Source organism: Allobosea sp. GW821-FHT10B12 (assembly GCF_059415545.1).
This window is the reverse complement of sequence record NZ_JBWKNL010000007.1, coordinates 225,381-242,820: the sequence shown is the minus strand read 5'-3', so window position 1 is coordinate 242,820 and position 17,440 is coordinate 225,381. Positions and strand designations below refer to the sequence as shown.

Below are 17,440 nucleotides of genomic sequence, written 5' to 3'. Positions count from 1 at the left end.
GTATGCGTATCCTGATGGCCTGTGCAGCGTTCCCGCCCTTCATCGACGGTGGCGGGCCGATCTCGGCGATGATCATCGCCAAGCTGCTGCGTGCGGCCGGCCATGACCTGACCGTGGTCAACGTCTCCGGCGAGGACCGGCACGAGATCTATGACGGCGTGCCGGTGCACCGCCTGCGCTCGCTCAATATCGACTGGAACTACCGGCTGCCGCGCCCGGCCTGGAAGAAGGCGATCTGGCATGCGCTGGAGAACTTCAACCCGCGCGCCTTCCTGGTCATGCGCCGCGAGATCAGGCGCCTGCGCCCCGATATCGTGCTGACCGACTCGATCGAAAACGTCAATGTCGCGACCTGGGCGGCGGCGAAGAGCTGCGGCGTGCCGGTCGCGCATATCCTGCGCAGCACCTTCCTGCTCTGCTGGAAGGGCAGCATGTGGCGCGGCGGCGACAACTGCGGGCGCGCCTGCAGCTCCTGCCAGGTCACGTCGTATGGCAAGAAAGTGAATTCGCGCTTCGTCGACGCGGTGATCGGCGAGACCGATTTCATCATCGGCCGCCATGTCGAGCACGGCTATTTCCCGAACGCGACGACGCACGCCATTCCCGGCGCGATCGCCCCCGTATCCGGCGCCCTGCCGCGCAGCGCACCGCCGACGGAGCGCCCGCTCCGCGTCGGTTTCATCGGCGTGCACGACCCGGTCAAGGGCCTCGATACCCTGGCTGCAGCGGCGCATCGGCTCGCGGGCGAGCCGGTCGAGTTCCTGATCGCCGGCACCGGCCAGAGCGACTACGCCAAGGCCCTCCCCGAACGTTTCCCGGCGCAGAACACGCGCTTCCTCGGCTGGACCAAGCCGGAGGATTGTCTGCCGCAGGTCGATGTTCTCGCAGTCCCGTCGCTCTTTCGCGAGCCTTTCGGCCGCGTTGTGATCGAAGCGTTCGCGCAGGGCGTGCCGGTGATCGGCGCGAAGTCCGGCGGCATTCCGGAGACGATCCAGCCGGGCGTCAATGGCGCCTTGTTCGATCCCGGTGACGATGCTGCGCTCGCCGCAGGGATTCTCGATCTCGCCCGGGACCGTGCCCTTGTCGCGCGGCTGTCTGCAGGCGCGCTTGCCGCCGCCGCGCGCTACGCGCCCGACAGGATCGCGGCCGCCTATGGCGCCGTCTTCGACAGCCTGATCCGCAAGCCGGCGGGAGACGCCTTCCTGCAGCCCGGCGAGGCGCGTCCATGAAGGCGCTGCTCGAACTCGCCTGGACCGGAGCCGGCCGCTTCCTGCCGGCCTTCTCCTCGCGCTTCAGCAGCACGCTGCTGAGCTTCTTCGTGCTGCTGGTCGCCAGCCATTTCCTGCCGACACAGGAATACGGGCTCTATGTCTTCCTGTTCTCGATCGGCAGCGCGCTCGGCCTGATCGCGGTGCTCGGCCAGCAGATCCTGGTGGTGAAGCACTATCGTCGGACCGAGGCGACGAGCCATCCGCTCAATCAGGCGCTCGTCGGCGTCAATGCGCGCTGGCTCGCGCTCGGCTGCTTCTCGTTGCTGGCGGCAGCACTGCCGCTCTGGCTCTTCGCCGGCGAGCTGCCGCCGACCTATCACTATCTCTGGCTCGCCTTCGTCTTCGCCGCGATCTTCGCACTGAGCGAATACCTGCAGAACTATTTCCGCATCCACGGCCGCATCAACATGTCTCTGGTGCCGCGCGAGATCGTCTGGCGCGGCAGCTCGATCCTGTGCATCGGCGCCGCCGGCCTCGCCGGCGTGTTAACGGGCGGCGCCGGCGCGATGGCGCTCATCACCGGGCTGCTCGCCGCCACCACGATCTATCAGAGCGCGATCTTTCTGCAGGGCGAGGGGGTGGGCTGGCTGCGCGCGGGACACCATGTCCCGGCGCAGACACATGCCGACTGGCGCCGCGAGAGCGGCTATTTCATCGCCAACAACGTGCTGAACTCCGCCTCGGCCTATCTCGAGACCATTCTGATCGGCGCCCTGCTCGGTCTCAACGAAGCCGGCTTCTATTTCGTCGCGCTCCGGATCGCCATGCTGCTCACCTTGCCGGTCGCAGCGATCGACACCGTCGGCATCCCGATGATCGCCGCCCGCTTCCAGAAGTCAGACACCGAGGGCGCGCAGCTGCTGATCGGACGGCTCTCCTTCGCGAGCTTCTGCATCTCGCTCGCCGGTGCGTTCGCGCTCGCAATCGTCGCACCGTTCATCCTGCACCTGTTCAATCCGGAGTTCGTCCGCCACGCCGACGTGCTGACTGCGCTCTGCGTGCTCGCCGTCTCGCAGGCCTTCTTCGGCCCCGGCTCCTGGCTGCTGATGATCGGTGGCGGCGAGCGTTTCTTCCTGATCGCACGAGCCGTCATGTTCGTGCTTTATCTCGGCCTGCTCTACGGGCTGGCGCGGGTCGGCGGCCTGATGGGCATCGCCATCGCCGGCCTCGTCTTCAGCACGGCCTCGAACCTCGCCGCCTGGTACTGGATCAAGCGGAAATGGCGGATCGACAATATGGCGACGGCCTTCATCCGCCCCTTCCTCTTCGGCGGCGCACCCGAGGCTGGAACGGCACCGCTGCCGGGCGATCGCGCCACCGAAGGAGCCGGCCGATGACGGCAGTCGTAGCCTATCGCATGCACCCGGCCGACGCGGTGTCGCTCGCGCCCCCCTCGCCCTTCGGCACGCCGGTGACCTTCGGCAGCAGCATGGGCATCTTCCACCCCGGCCATGCGCCGGTTGCGGTGCTGATGCTCGGCGCTATCGGCTATGAGGAGCTCTGCCTGCGCGCCACCTGGCGCAGCCTGGCGCAGACCCTGTCGGACAAGGGGATCGCCTGCCTGCGCTTCGACTATCCTGGCCAGGGCGACGGCCATGAGGCCGCCGATCCGCAAGGGCTGGACGACTGGTTCGAGACTATTAGCGCCGCGACCGGGCTGCTGCGCCGCGCCAGCGGCTGCGAGCGCCTCGTCCTGCTCGGCCAGGGACTCGGCGGCACGCTGGCGCTCAAGCTCGCCGAGGAACTCGCACCGCTCGCCGCAAGCGTGCTGCTGGCGCCGGTCAGCAGCGGCAAGCGCTATCTGCGCGAACTCTCGGCCTGGTCGCGCATCGTCTCGGACCGGATCGGCATCGGCACTGACCCGGATGACGACACGCGCTGCGCCGTGGCGGGCCTACGCATCGCGCCCGGCCGCTTGCCTGCGATCGCAACGCTCGGAACAGGCACGCTCCGGCAAGCCCCGTCGGAGCATGTCCTACTGCTGTCGCGGCCCGGCCATGGCGGCGACGTGGCCTTGGCCGAGGCGCTGTCCGGCCTCGGCGCTGTCGTGACGCAGCGCGACTATGAGGGCTACGAGACCCTGACCACCGACCCGACCGCGGCGCGCCCGCCCAGGGCGACGATCGCGGGGATCGTCGACTGGATCGCCGAGCGTGCCGCGGAACCCGGCAGAGCACCTGCCGAGGTGCCGAAGCGACCGCTCGCCCCGGCGGAAGGCCTGCTCGGCGACGGCTTCGTCGAGCGGCCGATCCGCTTCGGCCCCGATGGGCGCCTGTTCGGTGTGCTCTGCGAGCCGCTCGGGCCGGCGGCTCGCGAGCCGATCGTCTTCGTCAACGCCGGCCGCGACTACCATATCGGCTGGGCCCGGGTCAGCGTGAACCAGGCACGCGCCTTTGCTGCGCGCGGCATCGCCTCGCTGCGCTTCGACGCCAGCAGCGTCGGCGACAGCGGAACAGCGGCCGACGGGCCGGAGGAGATCCTCTATTCGCAGGCGCAGGTCGACGATGTCCGCCTCGCCATCGACGCCATGCAGATGCGCGGCTTCGACGCCCCGATCCTGATCGGACGCTGCAGTGGCGCCTATGCCGCCTTCCATGCCGCCGTACAGGATGAGCGCATCCGCCGCCTCGTCATCGTTAACAATGAGCGTTTCGTCTGGGACCCCGACGAAAGCGTCGAGGATGCGATCCGCTACGCCCATCGCAGCGCCGGCGACCTCGGCGCCACGCTGGCCCGCAAGGACGGTTTGCGCCGCCTGCTCACCGGCAAGCTGCGCGTCGGGCCGGCCGGGCGCTATCTGATCTACCGCTACCGTAAGAAGCTCTCGGTCAAGCTCGCGCCGGTTTTCGGAAGGCTGACCAAGCATGGCCGGCTCCATCGCCAGTGCCGTCGCCATTTCGCCGTGCTCGCCGCTCGCAAGGTCGAGCTCTCGCTGCTCTATGCCGATGGCGATGTCGGCATGGCCGAGCTCCAGACCTATTTCGGCGAGGCCGGCAAAGGCCTTTCCGCCTATCCGAACGCCTCGCTGTCCATGCTCGCCGACGCCGACCACAACTTCACGCATCTCGCCGCCGGGCGCCGGCTGCTCGATGCGCTCATGCGGATCGTCGCGCCGTGAGAGCGGCCCTGCTCGCCCTGGCGCTGCTCGCCGCCCTGCCGGCACGGGCGGAGACGTGCCTGCGCGGCGTCAACCTGTCGGGCGCCGAGTTCGGCGATACGCCCGGCAAGGTCGACACCGACTACACCTATCCCGGCGAAGCGGCGATCCAGCGGCTCGGCAAGCTCGGCGCGAGCGCCATCCGCCTGCCCTTCCGCTGGGAGCGCATCCAGCCGCAGCTCAACGGCTCGCTCGACATCATGGAGCTGGCCTATCTCGACCAGACGGTCCGGCGGATCAACGAGGCCGGGCTCATCGCCATCATCGACCTGCACAATTACGGCTACTACGCCAAGAAGCAGCTCGGCTCGGCCGAGCTTCCAGCCGAGGCGCTCGCCGATGTCTGGGGCCGGCTCGCCAGACATTACCGCGACCGCCCCAAGCTCGTCTTCTCGCTGATGAACGAGCCCCATGACATCCACAGCGCGAATTGGGCAAAGATCCAGAACACCGCGATCGCCGCGATCCGTAAGGCCGGCGCAAAGCAGTTGTTGCTCGTCACCGGTACGGCCTTCGGCGGCGCCCATAGCTGGACCTCGGACCTGCCGGTCGGCAACAACGGCCGCGATCTACTCGGTGTCGTCGATCCGCTCGACCGCTACGCCTACGATTTCCATCAATATCTTGACGCCGACTATTCCGGCCGCGCCCCGGAATGCTCGGCGGCGGCCAATGCGCTCAAGGCGATCGACGACGTCACCGCCTGGCTCAAGGCCAATGGCCGCCGCGGCTTCCTCGGCGAGTTCGCCGCCTCGAGCAAACCGGAATGCCTCACTGCGCTCAGGCAGATGGCGGCGAAGGTCGACGCCAATCCGCAGCAATGGCTCGGCTGGGCCGCCTGGGGCGCCGGGCCCTGGTGGCCGGCGGATTATCTCTTCAATCTCGAGCCGACCTCGGCCGGCGAACGTCCGCAGATGAAGGTGCTGCTCGAACGCTTGAAGACGAAGCGGCCGAGCGCCATCTGCGGCCGGGAGGCCAGATCGTGACCGCCCCATTCTCCCATCGCGCTACGCCTGCCGTACCGGCCGGCACCCGCATCATCCATGTCGTGCGTCAGTTCCTGCCCAATCGCGGCGGGCTGGAAGACGTCGTCGCCAATCTCTGCCGTGCGCAGTTGACGCTCGGCCTCAAGCCCTCAGTGGTTACACTCGATCGCCTGTTCTCGCGGCCAGAGCTCGTCTTGCCGGCGAACGAGGTCGTCGACGGCATTCCGATCATCCGCATCCCCTTCCGCGGCTCGACGCGCTATCCGCTCGCGCCTGAGGTCTTTACGCATCTGCGCGATGCCGATCTCGTCCATGTCCACGCGATCGACTTCTTCTTCGACGCACTCGCCCTCGGCTGGCTGCTGCATCGCAAGCCGCTGGTCGCCACCACCCATGGCGGCTTCTTCCACACCAGCGACTTCGCCGGACTGAAGAAGCTCTGGTTCAACGGCCCGACCCGGCTCTCGGCGCAGATCTATCGCGGCATCGCCGGCTGCAGCACCAACGATGCCCGCATGTTCGAGCGGCTCGCGCCCGGCAAGGTCAGGGTGATCGAGAACGGCGTCGACCTGGACAAGTTCGCCGGCGCCTCCAGCCCCGACCCGCAGCGGCGCCTCGTCAGCATCGGCCGCTTCTCCAAGAACAAGCGGCCGGACCGGCTGATCGCCACGATGGCGGCACTGGCGCGGCGCGAACCTTCCTGGCAGCTCGACATGCTCGGCGTCGCCTCGGACTGGACCGAAGAGGCCTTACGGGCGGCGATCGCCAGCGCCGGCATGGAGCAGAACGTGACGCTCCATCTTGGCCTCGACGACGCCGCGGCGCGGACGGTGATGAGCCGCGCCTCGCTCTTCGTCTCGGCTTCCGAGTTCGAGGGCTTCGGGCTCGCTCTGGTCGAGGCGATGAGCGCCGGCCTCGTGCCGATCGTCCAACCCAATCCCGCCTTCGCTGGCCTGGCGAACAAGTTTCCCGTCGTCCGCACCGTCGATTTTGCCGATGCGGACGAGGCCGCTTCGGCCGTCGAGCAGGCTTATGCCGATCTCGTCCACTTCCCCGGCAACACGCGCCCGCGGCTCTCGGACCTCGCGCCCTATTCCTGGAACGAGGTCACCCGCCGCTACCTCGAGTTCTACGCCGCGGCGCTCTAACCCCTCGACGCAATCGCGCTATCACCGGCGCAAGGAAACCCTTGCGCGCCGTCGACTTCTGGCTTTGTAATAGTGGATACACTCATACAAAGCTGCTGACCGCATAGCGGCAGCGCGCAGGGGAAACGGGATGAGCTTCGCCTCGAAGGGGATGGCTGCGACGGCGCAGGACGAGGCCTATCGCGCCATTCTCCAGGACATCCGCAGCGGGCGCTATCAGCCCGGCGAGCGGCTGATTCCCGAGACGATCGCACGCGAGCTCGCCATGAGCCGCATGCCGGTGCGCGAGGCCTTTCAGCGCCTCGCCAATGAGGGCCTCGTCCTCATCCGCCCCAATCGCGGCTGCATCGTCTCGGGACTGACCATCGCGGAGATCTACGAGCTCTTCGAAATCCGCTCCGTGCTGGAGGGCCTCGCTGTCCGCCTCGCCATGCCGCGCTTCAACGCCGCCGCACTGGCCGAGCTCGATGACCATGTCATTCGCATGCACCGCGCCGGTGCTGCCGGCGGCGCCGACTGGCTGACCAAGCACCAGGAATTCCACGCCTATATCTGCGGGCTGAGCGGACGCCCCAAGCTGATCGCCCAGATCGCCGCGCTGCACATCGCCGTCGAGCCCTATATGCGCGTCTGGCTCCACCATGTCGCCCAGCCCGCCCATGCCACCGAGCGCCAGGACGAGGTCGTCGAGGCGATCAGGACGGGCGATGCCGACCATGCCGAGGCGGTGATGCGCGACCACGTCCTGCGCACCGCACCGCGCCTAGCGAAATTCCTGCGCAAACGCGGTCAGGCAGCTGGAGCGTCTTCGGCCCTGCCGGCGAGCACACAACCCTGAACCGAACGATAGAGCGGCTCGCCAGAAGGCCGCACTGCCGAGGACGCCCGAGGCTCAACCAGAACAATGAGGGGATCAACGATGGATCGACGCCAGTTCCTGAAAGCCTCGGCCGCGGCTACCTTCCTGCCGGCCGCGCCGCATCTCGCCAGCGCGCAGGACGCCAAGACCCTGCGCTTCGTGCCCTATTCCGATGTCGCGATCATCGATCCGATCTGGACCAACGGCTATTCGACCCGCACCCATGCGCTATTGGTCTGGGATACGCTCTACGGGCTCGACGACCAGTTCCAGCCGCAGCCGCAAATGGTCGAAGGCCATGTCGTCGAGGAGGACGGCAAGCGCTGGACGCTGACGCTCCGGCCCGGCCTCGTCTTCCATGATGGCAGCAACGTACTGGCGCGCGACGCCGTCGCTTCGATCAAGCGCTGGGGCGCCCGCGACACCTTCGGCCAGGCGCTGATGGCGGTGACCGACGAACTCTCCGCGCCTGATGATCGCACCATCGTTTTCCGGCTGAAGGCGCCTTTCCCGCAGCTGCCGGCGGCGCTCGCCCGCCCAAGCGCGCTCGTCGCGGCGATCATGCCGGAGCGCCTCGCCCAGACCGACCCGTTCAAGCAGATCCCCGAGGCGATCGGCAGCGGCCCCTATCGCTATCTCACGGCCGATCGCATCGCTGGCGCCCGCCATGTCTATGCAAGGCACGAGGGGTACGTTCCGCGTCAGGGCACGCCGAGCTTCACTGCCGGCCCCCGCACGCCCTATCTTGACCGCGTCGAATTCTCCGTCATGCCCGATGCTGCGACCGCGGTCGCAGCGCTGCAGACCGGCGCGGTCGACTGGGTCGAGCAGCCGATCATCGACCTCCTGCCGTTGCTGCGGAAGGACCCGAACATCGTCGTCGAGGTCAAGGACCGAACCGGCATGGCCGGGCAGCTCCGGCTCAACCATCTGCAGCCGCCCTTCAACAACCCGGCGATCCGCCGCGTCATCCTCCAGGCGATCGACCAGGAGGAGTGCATGAACGCGGTCTGCGGCGGCGATCCGCAGGTCGAACGCGGCAGCATCGGCTTCTTCCCGAACAACTCGCCGATGGCGTCTGACGTCGCTGCTCCCGCCCTGAAGGGACCGAAGGATTTCGGCAAGCTCAAACAGGAGCTCGCTGCCGCCGGCTACAAGGGCGAGCGCGCCGTTTTCCTTGCGGCGCAGGACGTGCCGCGCATCGCCCTGGTCTGCGATGTCGCGGCGGATGCGCTGCGCAAGATCGGCGTCAATGTCGACTTCGTCGCCGCCGACTGGGGCACCGTGCTCCAGCGCATCAGCAGCCGCAATCCCGTCGAGCAAGGCGGCTGGAGCTGCTACGTCACCTATTGGGCGGGGCTCGATCTCGGCTCACCCGCGACGAGCTCGCCCTTGCGCGGCAATGGCGCCAAGGGCAGTCCTGGCTGGCCCGACAGCCCGCAGATCGAGGCCTTGCGCGCCCGCTTCCTGACCGCTGGCGATCCAGCCGAACAGAAGGCGATCGCCCGCGAGATCGAGCTGCAGGCGATGCAGGACGTGCCCTATGTCCCGGCTGGCCAATATCTGCAACCGGTCGCCTATCGCAAGAATCTCACCGGCATGCTGAACGGCGTCCCGGTCTTCACCAATCTGCGCAAGGGCTGATCGCCCTTCGCTTCCTTCCCAGATGGCCGGCGACGAACGCCGGCCAGGTTTCCACGAAAGCCTTTCCATGCGTGATCTCGAGCTTCCCGGCCGTTCCCTCTCCATCAGCCGCAATGCGATGGCGGCGACCTCACATCCCGCCTCGACGCTCGCCGCGCTCGACACCATGAAGGCCGGCGGCAACGCGATCGACGCCGCCATCGCCGCCTGCGCCGTGCAATGCGTGGTCGAGGCCGGCTCGACCGGCGTCGGCGGCGACTGCTTCGTGCTCTATGCGCGCGGCGGTTCGACCGATGTCATCGCCTATAACGGCTCGGGCCGCACGCCAGCCACCGCGACGCTGGACTGGTATGCAAAGGCCGGCATCACCACGCTGGAACGACACTCCCCGCATGTCGTCACCGTGCCTGGCGCGATCGACGCCTGGACCCGGCTCAACAAGGAGCATGGCCGCCTGCCGCTCGCGGAGGTGCTCGCACCCGCCATCGCCTATGCCCGCGACGGCTATGCGCTGACGCCGCGCGTCGCCTATGACCTCGCCGCCCAGCATGAGATCCTGATCCAGGACGCCAACGCCACCGCGACATTCCTGGTCGACGGCAAGGCTCCCCCGGCCGGCACCGTCCAGAGCCAGCCGGCGCTCGCCGATACGCTTGAAGCGATCGGCCGCGAAGGCCGCGATGCCTTCTATCGCGGCGAAATCGCCAGGGAGATGGTCGACTATCTCAAGGCCGCTGGCGGCCTGCACACGGCCGAGGACTTCGCTGCAGCCGAGGGCGAATACGTCACGCCGATCAGCGCAACCTTCCGCGGCCGCACCGTCTACGAATGCCCACCGAACGGCCAGGGCGTCATCGCCTTGCTGATCATGAAGATCCTCGAGCGCTTCCAGCCCAAGGGCGGCCCGCTCGCGGTCGAGAACCTTCATATCGAATTGGAAGCGACCCGCCTCGCCTATGCTGCTCGCGACCGCTTCCTCGCCGACCCTGCCAAGGCCGAGGTCCCGGTCGAACATCTGCTCTCGAATGAGCTCGCCGACGAACTCGCCAGCATGATCGATCCCAATCGCGCGCTCGATCCGCTGCCGGTCATCCCCGGCGGGGCCGAGCACAAGGACACGGTCTATATCAGCGTCGTCGACAAGGACCGGAACGCCGTTTCGTTCATCAACTCGATCTTCTCGCCCTATGGCAGCGGGTTGATGACCAAGAAGTCCGGCGTGCTCTTCCATAATCGTGGCCAGAGCTTCGTGCTGAAGCAGGGGCACCCGAACGCCATCGCGCCGCGCAAGCGCCCGATGCACACCATCATCCCCGGCATGCTCGCGCAGAACGGCCGCGTCGTCATGCCCTTCGGCGTGATGGGCGGGCATTACCAGGCGATGGGCCACGCTCATTTCCTGGCCAAGCTGCTCGACCATGGTCTCGATCTGCAGGAGGCGATCGACCTGCCGCGCCTGTTCCCGCTGCCGGGCACGAATACGGTCGAGGCGGAAGGACGCCTGCGCGACAGCGTCGGGGCGGCCCTCACCGCGCGCGGTTTCAAGGTCGAGGTGCCGAAATCGCCGATGGGCGGCGCCCAGGCGATCTGGATCGACTGGGAGAAGGGCACGCTGACCGGCGGCTCGGACCCACGCAAGGACGGCTGCGCCCTCGGCTACTGAGTGCCCAGCGCGAGGCCGCCCTGCACAGGGCGGCCTCGACAGCGCCGGCGATCCCGGCAAGCTTCTCCTCAGAACAAGTCGAGGGAGACGCGGGTATGGCAGGCGACAAGCCAAAGGGGCGCGGCATCGCCGGCGGGCTGACCAATTACGGCGACCCGGCCTTCGCCGCTTATCTCCGCCGCTCCTTCGCCCGCTCGATGGGCTATTCCGACGAGGCGCTGGCGCGGCCGATCGTCGGCATCGCCAACACCTATAGCGGCTTCAACAACTGCCACCGGCATTTCCCCGAACTGCTCGAGGCGGTGAAGCGCGGCGTACTGATGGCCGGCGGCCTGCCGGTCGAATTCCCGACGATCTCGCTCGGCGAGGTCTTTCTCAACCCGACCAGCCTCAAGTTCCGCAACCTGATGGCGATGGGCACCGAGGAGATGATCCGGGCCCAGCCGATCGACGCCGTCGTGCTGATGGGCGGCTGCGACAAGACCGTTCCGGCCCAATTGATGGCGGCGCTCTCGGCCAATGTCCCGACCGTCGAACTCGTCGCCGGGCCGATGTCGACCGGCCGTCACAAGGGCGAGCGCCTGGGCGCCTGCACCGATTGCCGCCGTTTCTGGGCCCGCTTCCGCGCCGGCGACGTCGATCAGGACGAGATCGACGTGGTCGAGGGCAGGCTCGCCACCACCGCCGGTACCTGCGCGGTGATGGGTACCGCCTCGACCATGGCCTGCATCGCCGAGACGCTGGGCCTAGCCCTGCCGCGCTCCGCTGCGATCCCCGCTGTCCATGCCGACCGCCTGCGCTGCGCCGAGGAGAGCGGCAAACGCGCCGTCGCGCTGATCGGCACGCAAACCCTGCTGCCGCGCCAGATCGTCACCGAGCAGGCGATCGAGAACGCCTGGCGCGTGCTCCTCGCGATCTCCGGCTCGACCAACGCCGTCGTCCACCTCACCGCCATCGCCCGCCGCGCCGGCATCAAGGTCGACCTCAACCGTCTCAACCAGCTTTCGGACGAGACGCCGGTGCTGGTGAACCTGAAGCCGGTCGGTGATAACTACATGGAGGACTTCTTCGCCGGCGGCGGCGTGCCGGCCGTGCTGCGGGAACTGCGCGACCTCCTGCATCTCGACTGCCTGACCATCACCGGCCAGACGCTGCGCGAGCTGATCGACTTGCCGCTCGTCGACCAGGTCGACCGCACCATCATCCGCTCGCGGGCCGAGCCGGTCGATCCGGATGGCGGGCTCGTCGCGGTGTTCGGCTCGCTCGCCCCGCGCGGCGCCATCGTCAAGCGTGCTGCGGCCGAGAAGCGCCTGCTCGAGCATGAGGGCCGCGCCGTCGTGTTCGCCTCGCTCGAAGATCTCTCGGCCCGCATCGACGACCCCGATCTCGATGTCGGTCCGGACGATATCCTCGTCCTGCAGAATGCCGGCCCCAAGAGCGCCGCCGCCATGCCGGAAGCCGGCTATCTGCCGATCCCGCGCAAGCTTGCTTCCAAGGGCGTCAAGGACATGGTCCGCATCTCCGACGCTCGCATGTCCGGCACCGCCTATGGCGCGATCGTGCTGCATGTCGCACCGGAAGCGGCGGTTGGCGGCCCGCTGGCGCTGGTGCGGAATGGCGACCGGATCAGGCTCAGCGTCGCCGAGCGGAGGCTCGACCTGCTGGTCGACGCAGCGGCGCTGGAGGCGCGCCGGGCCGCCCTCCCGCTACCGCCCGCCAAAGAGCGCCGCGGCTATGACCGGCTCTATGACGAGCACGTGCTCCAGGCCGACGAAGGCGTCGATTTCGACTTCTGCTGACCGCCCGCCGTCTTTCCGGGGCTTCGCACAGCGAAGAGCCCGGAACCCATGAACACAGCCCTCCCCGTCATGGTCGGGCTTGTCCCGACCATCCACGTCTTCGTTCGGCGAGCGCGGTGTTCAAGACGTGGATGCTCGCCACAAGGGCGAGCGTGACGAACTGGATAAACTCATGTTCATGGGTTCCGGGCTCGCTGCTGCGCAGCGCCCCGGAAAGACGGCGCGGTTCCGTGCTGACGCGCCTCAAGCCAAATGGCAGGCGATCTCCAGCTCGCCCTCACGCCGCAGCGCCGGCGCCTCGGTACGGCAGCGCTCGACGGCCTGCGAACAGCGCGGGTGGAAGGCGCAGCCGGGCGGCGGCGCGATCGGGCTCGGCACCTCGCCCGACATCGGCCGGCGCTGACGGTTCGGCTTCTCGACATCGGGGATCGTCTCGAGCAAGAGCCGCGTATAGGGGTGGCGCGGCCGGCCGAACACCTCTTCCGCCGGCCCGCTCTCGACGAAGCGGCCGAGATACATGATGGCGAGCTGGTCGGACATGTGCCGGACCACCGAGAGATTGTGGCTGATGAAGAGATAGGTCAGCCCGAACTCCTTCTGCAGGCGGACCATCAGGTTGAGGATCTGCGCCTGGACGGAGACGTCGAGTGCCGAAGTCGGCTCGTCGCAGACGAGGAAGTCGGCCTCGGTCGCCAGCGCCCGTGCGATCGAGATGCGCTGGCGCTGGCCGCCGGAGAACTCATGCGGGAAGCGGCTCGCATCCGCCCGCGACAGGCCGACGATCTCCAGGAGGTCACCGACGCGGGCTCCCGTCTCGCTTTCGTCCTTGCGCAGCTTCAATTCGCGGATCGGCTCGGCGATGATGTCGCCGACGCGCCAGCGCGGATTGAGCGAGGCGTAAGGGTCCTGGAAGATCATCTGCACCCGCGGCGGCCCGACCGAGCCGTCGGCGCGCTTGATGTCCTTGAAGTCGAGCATGCCCTGCGTCGGCCTCTGCAGCCCGACGACCATGCGCGCCAATGTCGACTTCCCGCAGCCGGATTCGCCGACAATGCTGAAGGTGGTGCCGCGTTCGACGCTGAAGGAGACGTTCTCGACCGCGCGCAGCACGCGGCGCGGCTCATGCGAGAACAGGCGCGACAGCGCCGGCGCCGAGACGTCGAAGCGGCAGGAAGCCGATGTGACCTCGAGGATGGTGTTCGCCTCAGCCACGGGCCGCCTCCTGGAGTGGAAAATGGCAGGCGGCGGCATGGCCGGAGACCGGCAGGCCGGGCTTGTGCTCGCGGCAGAAATCGGTGGCGAAGCCGCAGCGCGGATTGAATGCGCAGCCGGTGGGTATCGCGTTCAGCCGCGGCATCGCCCCATCGATCTGGTTGAGTTCGGCATTGCGGCGGTGGACGCTCGGGATCGAGGCCATCAAACCGGCGGTGTAGGGATGATGCGGGCGACGCGTCACCTCCTCGACCGGACCGATCTCGACGACGCGCCCGGCATACATCACCGCGACCCGGTCGGCTGTCTCGGCGATCACGCCCATGTCGTGCGTCACCAGCATGATCGCCGTGCCGTGCTCGCGGCAGAGCCGTTTCAGCAGCGTGGTGATCTGCGCCTGGATCGAGACGTCGAGCGCCGTAGTCGGCTCGTCGGCGATGATCAGCGTCGGCTCGGCGCAGAGCGCGAGCGCGATGACGACGCGCTGGCGCATGCCGCCGGAGAACTGGTGCGGGTAATGGTCGATCCGCGTCTCGGCGGCGGGGATGCCGACCTCCTTGAGCAGGTCGAGCGCACGCTTGCGCGCCTCCACCTTGCCGACCGGCAGGTGGGTGGTGATGGTCTCGACCAGTTGCTCACCGACCGTGAGCAGTGGGTGCAGCGAGGTCAGCGGATCCTGGAAGATCGCGCCGATCCGGCGGCCGCGCAGCTTGCGCATCGCCTCCGCCGGCAGATTGTCGATGCGCTGGCCCGACAGCTTGATCTCGCCGCCGGCCAGCCGTCCCGGCGGATCGAGCAGGCCGATCACCGCCGTGCCGGTCAATGACTTGCCGGCGCCGGATTCACCGACCACGCCGAGGATTTCCCCCGGCGCGATCTCGAAGGAGACGCCGTCCAGCGCCGTCAGCGGGCCACGCCGCCCGTCGAAGACGATGCGCAGGTCCTGCACCGAAAGCAGCGCTGGCTGGGCGTTCACGCGGCATCTCCCTTACGTTCGATCGCGTAGCTCGACGAGAAGATCTCGCTCGTCGGCGGATGTCCGTGGGTGCGCTCCGGATAGCGCGCCATCACGCCCTCGAACTGCTTCTGGGCACGGATGTTGTCGGCAGCTTCGTCCTGGCCCGGAATGGCGCGGTCCTCCATGACGAAGCGGCCGTCGATCACCACCGCCACGAAGTCGCGGCCATGGCCGGTCAGCATCATCGTCTGGATGGGATCGATGACCTGCCCGCTATGCGGCCGGTCGAACGCGAAGACGGTAACGTCAGCACGGGAGCCGGGCTGGAGGCGGCCGAGATCGGGCCGGTGCAGCGCGTTCGCGCCGCCGATGGTGGCAGCGTCGTAATAGTCCTCGGAGCGAACCGCGCCGACATTGCCGGCCATGGTGCGGGCGAGGATCATGCCGGTCTGCAGGTTCATCACCATGTCCGGCGGGGCTGTGTCGGTGCCCATGGCGATGTTGAGGCCCATGGCGCGGTAGCTGCCGAAATGGTTGATGGTGCCGCCGTGCCGGCCCGAGACCAGCGGGCAATGGACTATGCTCGCACCGGAATCCCTGATGATTTCGAGGTCGCGGCCGGGCCGGTCGATCAGACGGCTGCCGGAGACGACCGTGCCATGCGGCAACAGGCAGCGCTCATTGAGGAAGTCGAGGCTCTCCAGCCATTCCGGCGGGCTCATGCCGTGCTGGGCGAGGACGAGGTCGTATTCGATCTTCGACTGGCAGCAGTGGAGCCGAACGGGGATGTCGAGCTCGCGCGCGGCAGCGGCGGTGCGGCGCAGCAGCTCGGCCGTCGAGGTCTCGATCCGGTCGGGCGCGAACATCGCGCGGATCAGCCCGCCGGCCGCGCCTTCATGACGCCCCGCGAAATCGATGGCGGCGTCGAGCTCGGCGAGGCCGCGGGGCTCGTCGTAATGGGTGACGATGCGCCCGTCGGCCTCGACCAGCTGGTTGCCGGTGCGGTAGGCCGGGCCGAGATACGCCCGCAGGCCGAGATCGGCGACCGCTTCCGCCGCGTCCTCGAACTCCTGAACCGTCTCGCCCCAGGCGCGGTAGAACAGCGAGGCGATCGGCAGCGCCGTGGTGATGCCGTTGCGGATCAGCTGGGAGAAGGCATAGCGCTTCTGGAAGGCCAGCTCCTCACGCGTATACATCTCGTAGGGGCCGGCCTCGAGATAGCTGCGCGGCCAGACTCGACCCTTCTTCCAGGCCGGCTGGTTGTCATAGCCGAGGATGGTGGTGTCGAGGTCCGAGAGCGCGTCGCAGTCGATGAAGCCCGGCCCGATTAGGGCATGGCCGTAGTCGAGGCGCCGGGCGACCTCGCCCGGGAAGGCGTGACCGACGAAGACGACTTCGCCGTTCTCGAACACGACCTCGCCGTTCTCATAGAGGCGGTGGCGGCCATCCTTGTGGCCGACCACCCAGCGTGCGGTCATCAGGATGCGGCCTTCCGGCCGCTTCTTGGCTTGCAGGGTCACGGCGCGGTCCTGATCGAGACGCCCTCGCGAGCGACGACCTTGCCGCGCTTGATCACGCGGCGCCGCGGCGGACGGGTCGCGACGGCCTCGGCGATCGACTCGGTCGGCAGCAGGACGAGGTCGGCGACGCAGCCGACATCGAGCCCATAGCCCTCGATCTCCATCACCTTGGCGCCTTCCGTCGTGCAGACGTCGAGCGCCAGCCTGACCTCGTCGTCGCGGCGGAAATTGTTGCGCAGGCCGACGAACATCGCCCGCTCCAACATGTCCGCGTTGCCATAGGGGCTCCAGGTGTCGCGGATGCCGTCGGAGCCGGAGCAGACGCGCACGCCCGCCTGAAGCAGCTTCTTCACCGGGGGAGCCGGGCGACTCGCCGGCGCAGTCGTCATGATCGCGATGTCGAGCTCAGCGAGCTGCTCGACCAGCGGATCGATCAGGGCCGGGTCGGGCGTGCCGAGGCAGAAGGCGTGGCTGACGGTGACCTTGCCAGTCATCCCGAGCGCACGGGTGCGCTCGATGATCAGGTCGAGCGAGAAGGCGCCGACCTCGCCCGGCTCGTGCAGATGGATGTCGAGCGGCTTGCCATAGCGCTGGCAGAGGCCGAAGACGGCGTCGAGATGGCCCTTCGGATCGCGGTCGATCGTGCAGGGGTCGAGCCCGCCGACGATCTCGCAGCCGGCCTGCATCGCCTGGTCCATCAGCTCGAGCGTACCCGGTCGGCGCAGCAGGCCCGATTGCGGGAAGGCGACGAGCTCGATGTCGACGATGTCGCGATAGGCGTCGCGCGTCTTCATCACGCCCTCGACGCCCCACATCCCATGCTCGGTGTCGACATCGACATGGCTGCGGATATGGGTCGTGCCCTTGAGCGAAGAGAGGATGCTCTGGCGGGCCGACTGGCGCTCGGGATCGATGTCGAGCCGCTTCTTGTTCATTCGCTCGTTGTCGATCTTGTCGAGCAGCTTGGGGCCGACCTCGTTGGTGTACCAGGGCAGGCCGAGCAGGCTCTTGTCGAGATGGGTATGGGCCTCAACCAGGCCGGGGATGACGATCTCGCTTTTGCCGTCCTCGATAGCGACGCCGGCTGGCGCGGAAAGGTTCGCTCCAACCTGCGTGATCTTGCCGTTCTCGATCAGCAGGTCGACGGCGTTGCCGGCATAGGGGCGGACATTGCGGAGCAGCAGGGAGGCGGTCATCGCAGGCGTATCCTCTTTGGTTTCTTG

Annotated in this window: 13 protein-coding genes; 9 read left to right on the top strand and 4 right to left on the bottom strand. The window is 67.9% G+C overall.

What is annotated here, in order from left to right:
• The first annotated feature begins 14 nt into the window (after nucleotides 1-14).
• From AC07O0_RS23415 to AC07O0_RS23375, 9 genes are all read left to right on the top strand, one after another.
• A complete protein-coding gene (locus AC07O0_RS23415; RefSeq protein ID WP_494626182.1) occupies nucleotides 15-1,229 on the top strand; it encodes a glycosyltransferase in 1,215 nt (404 codons plus the stop codon).
• Nucleotides 1,226-2,608 (top strand): lipopolysaccharide biosynthesis protein, encoded by a 1,383-nt coding sequence (locus AC07O0_RS23410; protein WP_494626180.1) that lies wholly within the window; start codon nucleotides 1,226-1,228, stop codon nucleotides 2,606-2,608. Before AC07O0_RS23415 ends, AC07O0_RS23410 begins: the two co-directional genes overlap by 4 nt.
• The gene (locus AC07O0_RS23405; RefSeq protein WP_494626178.1) at nucleotides 2,605-4,389 is read left to right on the top strand and encodes a serine aminopeptidase domain-containing protein; all 1,785 of its coding nucleotides are present in this window, start codon (nucleotides 2,605-2,607) and stop codon (nucleotides 4,387-4,389) included. The genes AC07O0_RS23410 and AC07O0_RS23405 overlap by 4 nt, the downstream gene beginning before the upstream one ends.
• A complete protein-coding gene (locus AC07O0_RS23400) occupies nucleotides 4,386-5,414 on the top strand; it encodes a glycoside hydrolase family 5 protein (RefSeq protein ID WP_494626176.1) in 1,029 nt (342 codons plus the stop codon). The genes AC07O0_RS23405 and AC07O0_RS23400 overlap by 4 nt, the downstream gene beginning before the upstream one ends.
• Complete coding sequence (locus tag AC07O0_RS23395) at nucleotides 5,411-6,562, top strand: glycosyltransferase family 4 protein (protein WP_494626174.1); 1,152 nt, start codon at nucleotides 5,411-5,413, stop codon at nucleotides 6,560-6,562. The genes AC07O0_RS23400 and AC07O0_RS23395 overlap by 4 nt, the downstream gene beginning before the upstream one ends.
• Nucleotides 6,563-6,692: 130 nt before the next feature.
• A complete protein-coding gene (locus AC07O0_RS23390; protein WP_494626172.1) occupies nucleotides 6,693-7,400 on the top strand; it encodes a GntR family transcriptional regulator in 708 nt (235 codons plus the stop codon).
• 81 nt (nucleotides 7,401-7,481) lie between these two features.
• A complete protein-coding gene (locus AC07O0_RS23385; protein WP_494626170.1) occupies nucleotides 7,482-9,065 on the top strand; it encodes an ABC transporter substrate-binding protein in 1,584 nt (527 codons plus the stop codon).
• A gap of 67 nt (nucleotides 9,066-9,132) precedes the next feature.
• A complete protein-coding gene (gene ggt, locus AC07O0_RS23380) occupies nucleotides 9,133-10,728 on the top strand; it encodes a gamma-glutamyltransferase (RefSeq protein ID WP_494626169.1) in 1,596 nt (531 codons plus the stop codon).
• 95 nt (nucleotides 10,729-10,823) lie between these two features.
• Nucleotides 10,824-12,527: a dihydroxy-acid dehydratase gene (locus AC07O0_RS23375; protein WP_494626167.1), complete on the top strand. Its 1,704-nt coding sequence runs from the start codon at nucleotides 10,824-10,826 to the stop codon at nucleotides 12,525-12,527.
• Nucleotides 12,528-12,770: 243 nt separating this feature from the next.
• Here AC07O0_RS23375 and AC07O0_RS23370 read toward each other — a convergent pair whose 3' ends face one another.
• Genes AC07O0_RS23370 through AC07O0_RS23355 form a run of 4 tightly spaced genes read right to left on the bottom strand, consistent with a single transcriptional unit; the run spans nucleotide 12,771 to nucleotide 17,413 of the window.
• Complete coding sequence (locus tag AC07O0_RS23370; protein WP_494626165.1) at nucleotides 12,771-13,739, bottom strand: ABC transporter ATP-binding protein; 969 nt, start codon at nucleotides 13,737-13,739, stop codon at nucleotides 12,771-12,773.
• Nucleotides 13,732-14,715 carry an ABC transporter ATP-binding protein gene (locus AC07O0_RS23365; RefSeq protein WP_494626163.1) on the bottom strand — a complete coding sequence of 328 codons (984 nt, stop codon included), beginning with the start codon at nucleotides 14,713-14,715 and terminating at the stop codon, nucleotides 13,732-13,734. The genes AC07O0_RS23370 and AC07O0_RS23365 overlap by 8 nt, the downstream gene beginning before the upstream one ends.
• Nucleotides 14,712-16,175, bottom strand: coding sequence for an amidohydrolase family protein (locus AC07O0_RS23360; protein WP_494626293.1), 1,464 nt, complete (start codon nucleotides 16,173-16,175; stop codon nucleotides 14,712-14,714). The genes AC07O0_RS23365 and AC07O0_RS23360 overlap by 4 nt, the downstream gene beginning before the upstream one ends.
• 38 nt (nucleotides 16,176-16,213) lie before the next feature.
• On the bottom strand, nucleotides 16,214-17,413 hold the full coding sequence (locus AC07O0_RS23355) for an amidohydrolase family protein (protein ID WP_494626161.1): 1,200 nt from the start codon (nucleotides 17,411-17,413) through the stop codon (nucleotides 16,214-16,216).
• Between the last annotated feature and the right edge of the window lie 27 nt (nucleotides 17,414-17,440).

What these genes read in the sequence shown, in the direction of transcription:
- AC07O0_RS23415 (WP_494626182.1), top strand. Translation starts at nt 15, where the DNA reads ATGGCCTGTGCAGCGTTCCCGCCCTTCATCGACGGTGGCGGGCCGATC.
- AC07O0_RS23410 (WP_494626180.1), top strand. Translation starts at nt 1,226, where the DNA reads ATGAAGGCGCTGCTCGAACTCGCCTGGACCGGAGCCGGCCGCTTCCTG.
- AC07O0_RS23405 (WP_494626178.1), top strand. Translation starts at nt 2,605, where the DNA reads ATGACGGCAGTCGTAGCCTATCGCATGCACCCGGCCGACGCGGTGTCG.
- AC07O0_RS23390 (WP_494626172.1), top strand. Translation starts at nt 6,693, where the DNA reads ATGAGCTTCGCCTCGAAGGGGATGGCTGCGACGGCGCAGGACGAGGCC.
- AC07O0_RS23385 (WP_494626170.1), top strand. Translation starts at nt 7,482, where the DNA reads ATGGATCGACGCCAGTTCCTGAAAGCCTCGGCCGCGGCTACCTTCCTG.
- ggt (WP_494626169.1), top strand. Translation starts at nt 9,133, where the DNA reads ATGCGTGATCTCGAGCTTCCCGGCCGTTCCCTCTCCATCAGCCGCAAT.
- AC07O0_RS23375 (WP_494626167.1), top strand. Translation starts at nt 10,824, where the DNA reads ATGGCAGGCGACAAGCCAAAGGGGCGCGGCATCGCCGGCGGGCTGACC.
- AC07O0_RS23360 (WP_494626293.1), bottom strand. Translation starts at nt 16,175, where the DNA reads ATGACCGCACGCTGGGTGGTCGGCCACAAGGATGGCCGCCACCGCCTC.
- AC07O0_RS23355 (WP_494626161.1), bottom strand. Translation starts at nt 17,413, where the DNA reads ATGACCGCCTCCCTGCTGCTCCGCAATGTCCGCCCCTATGCCGGCAAC.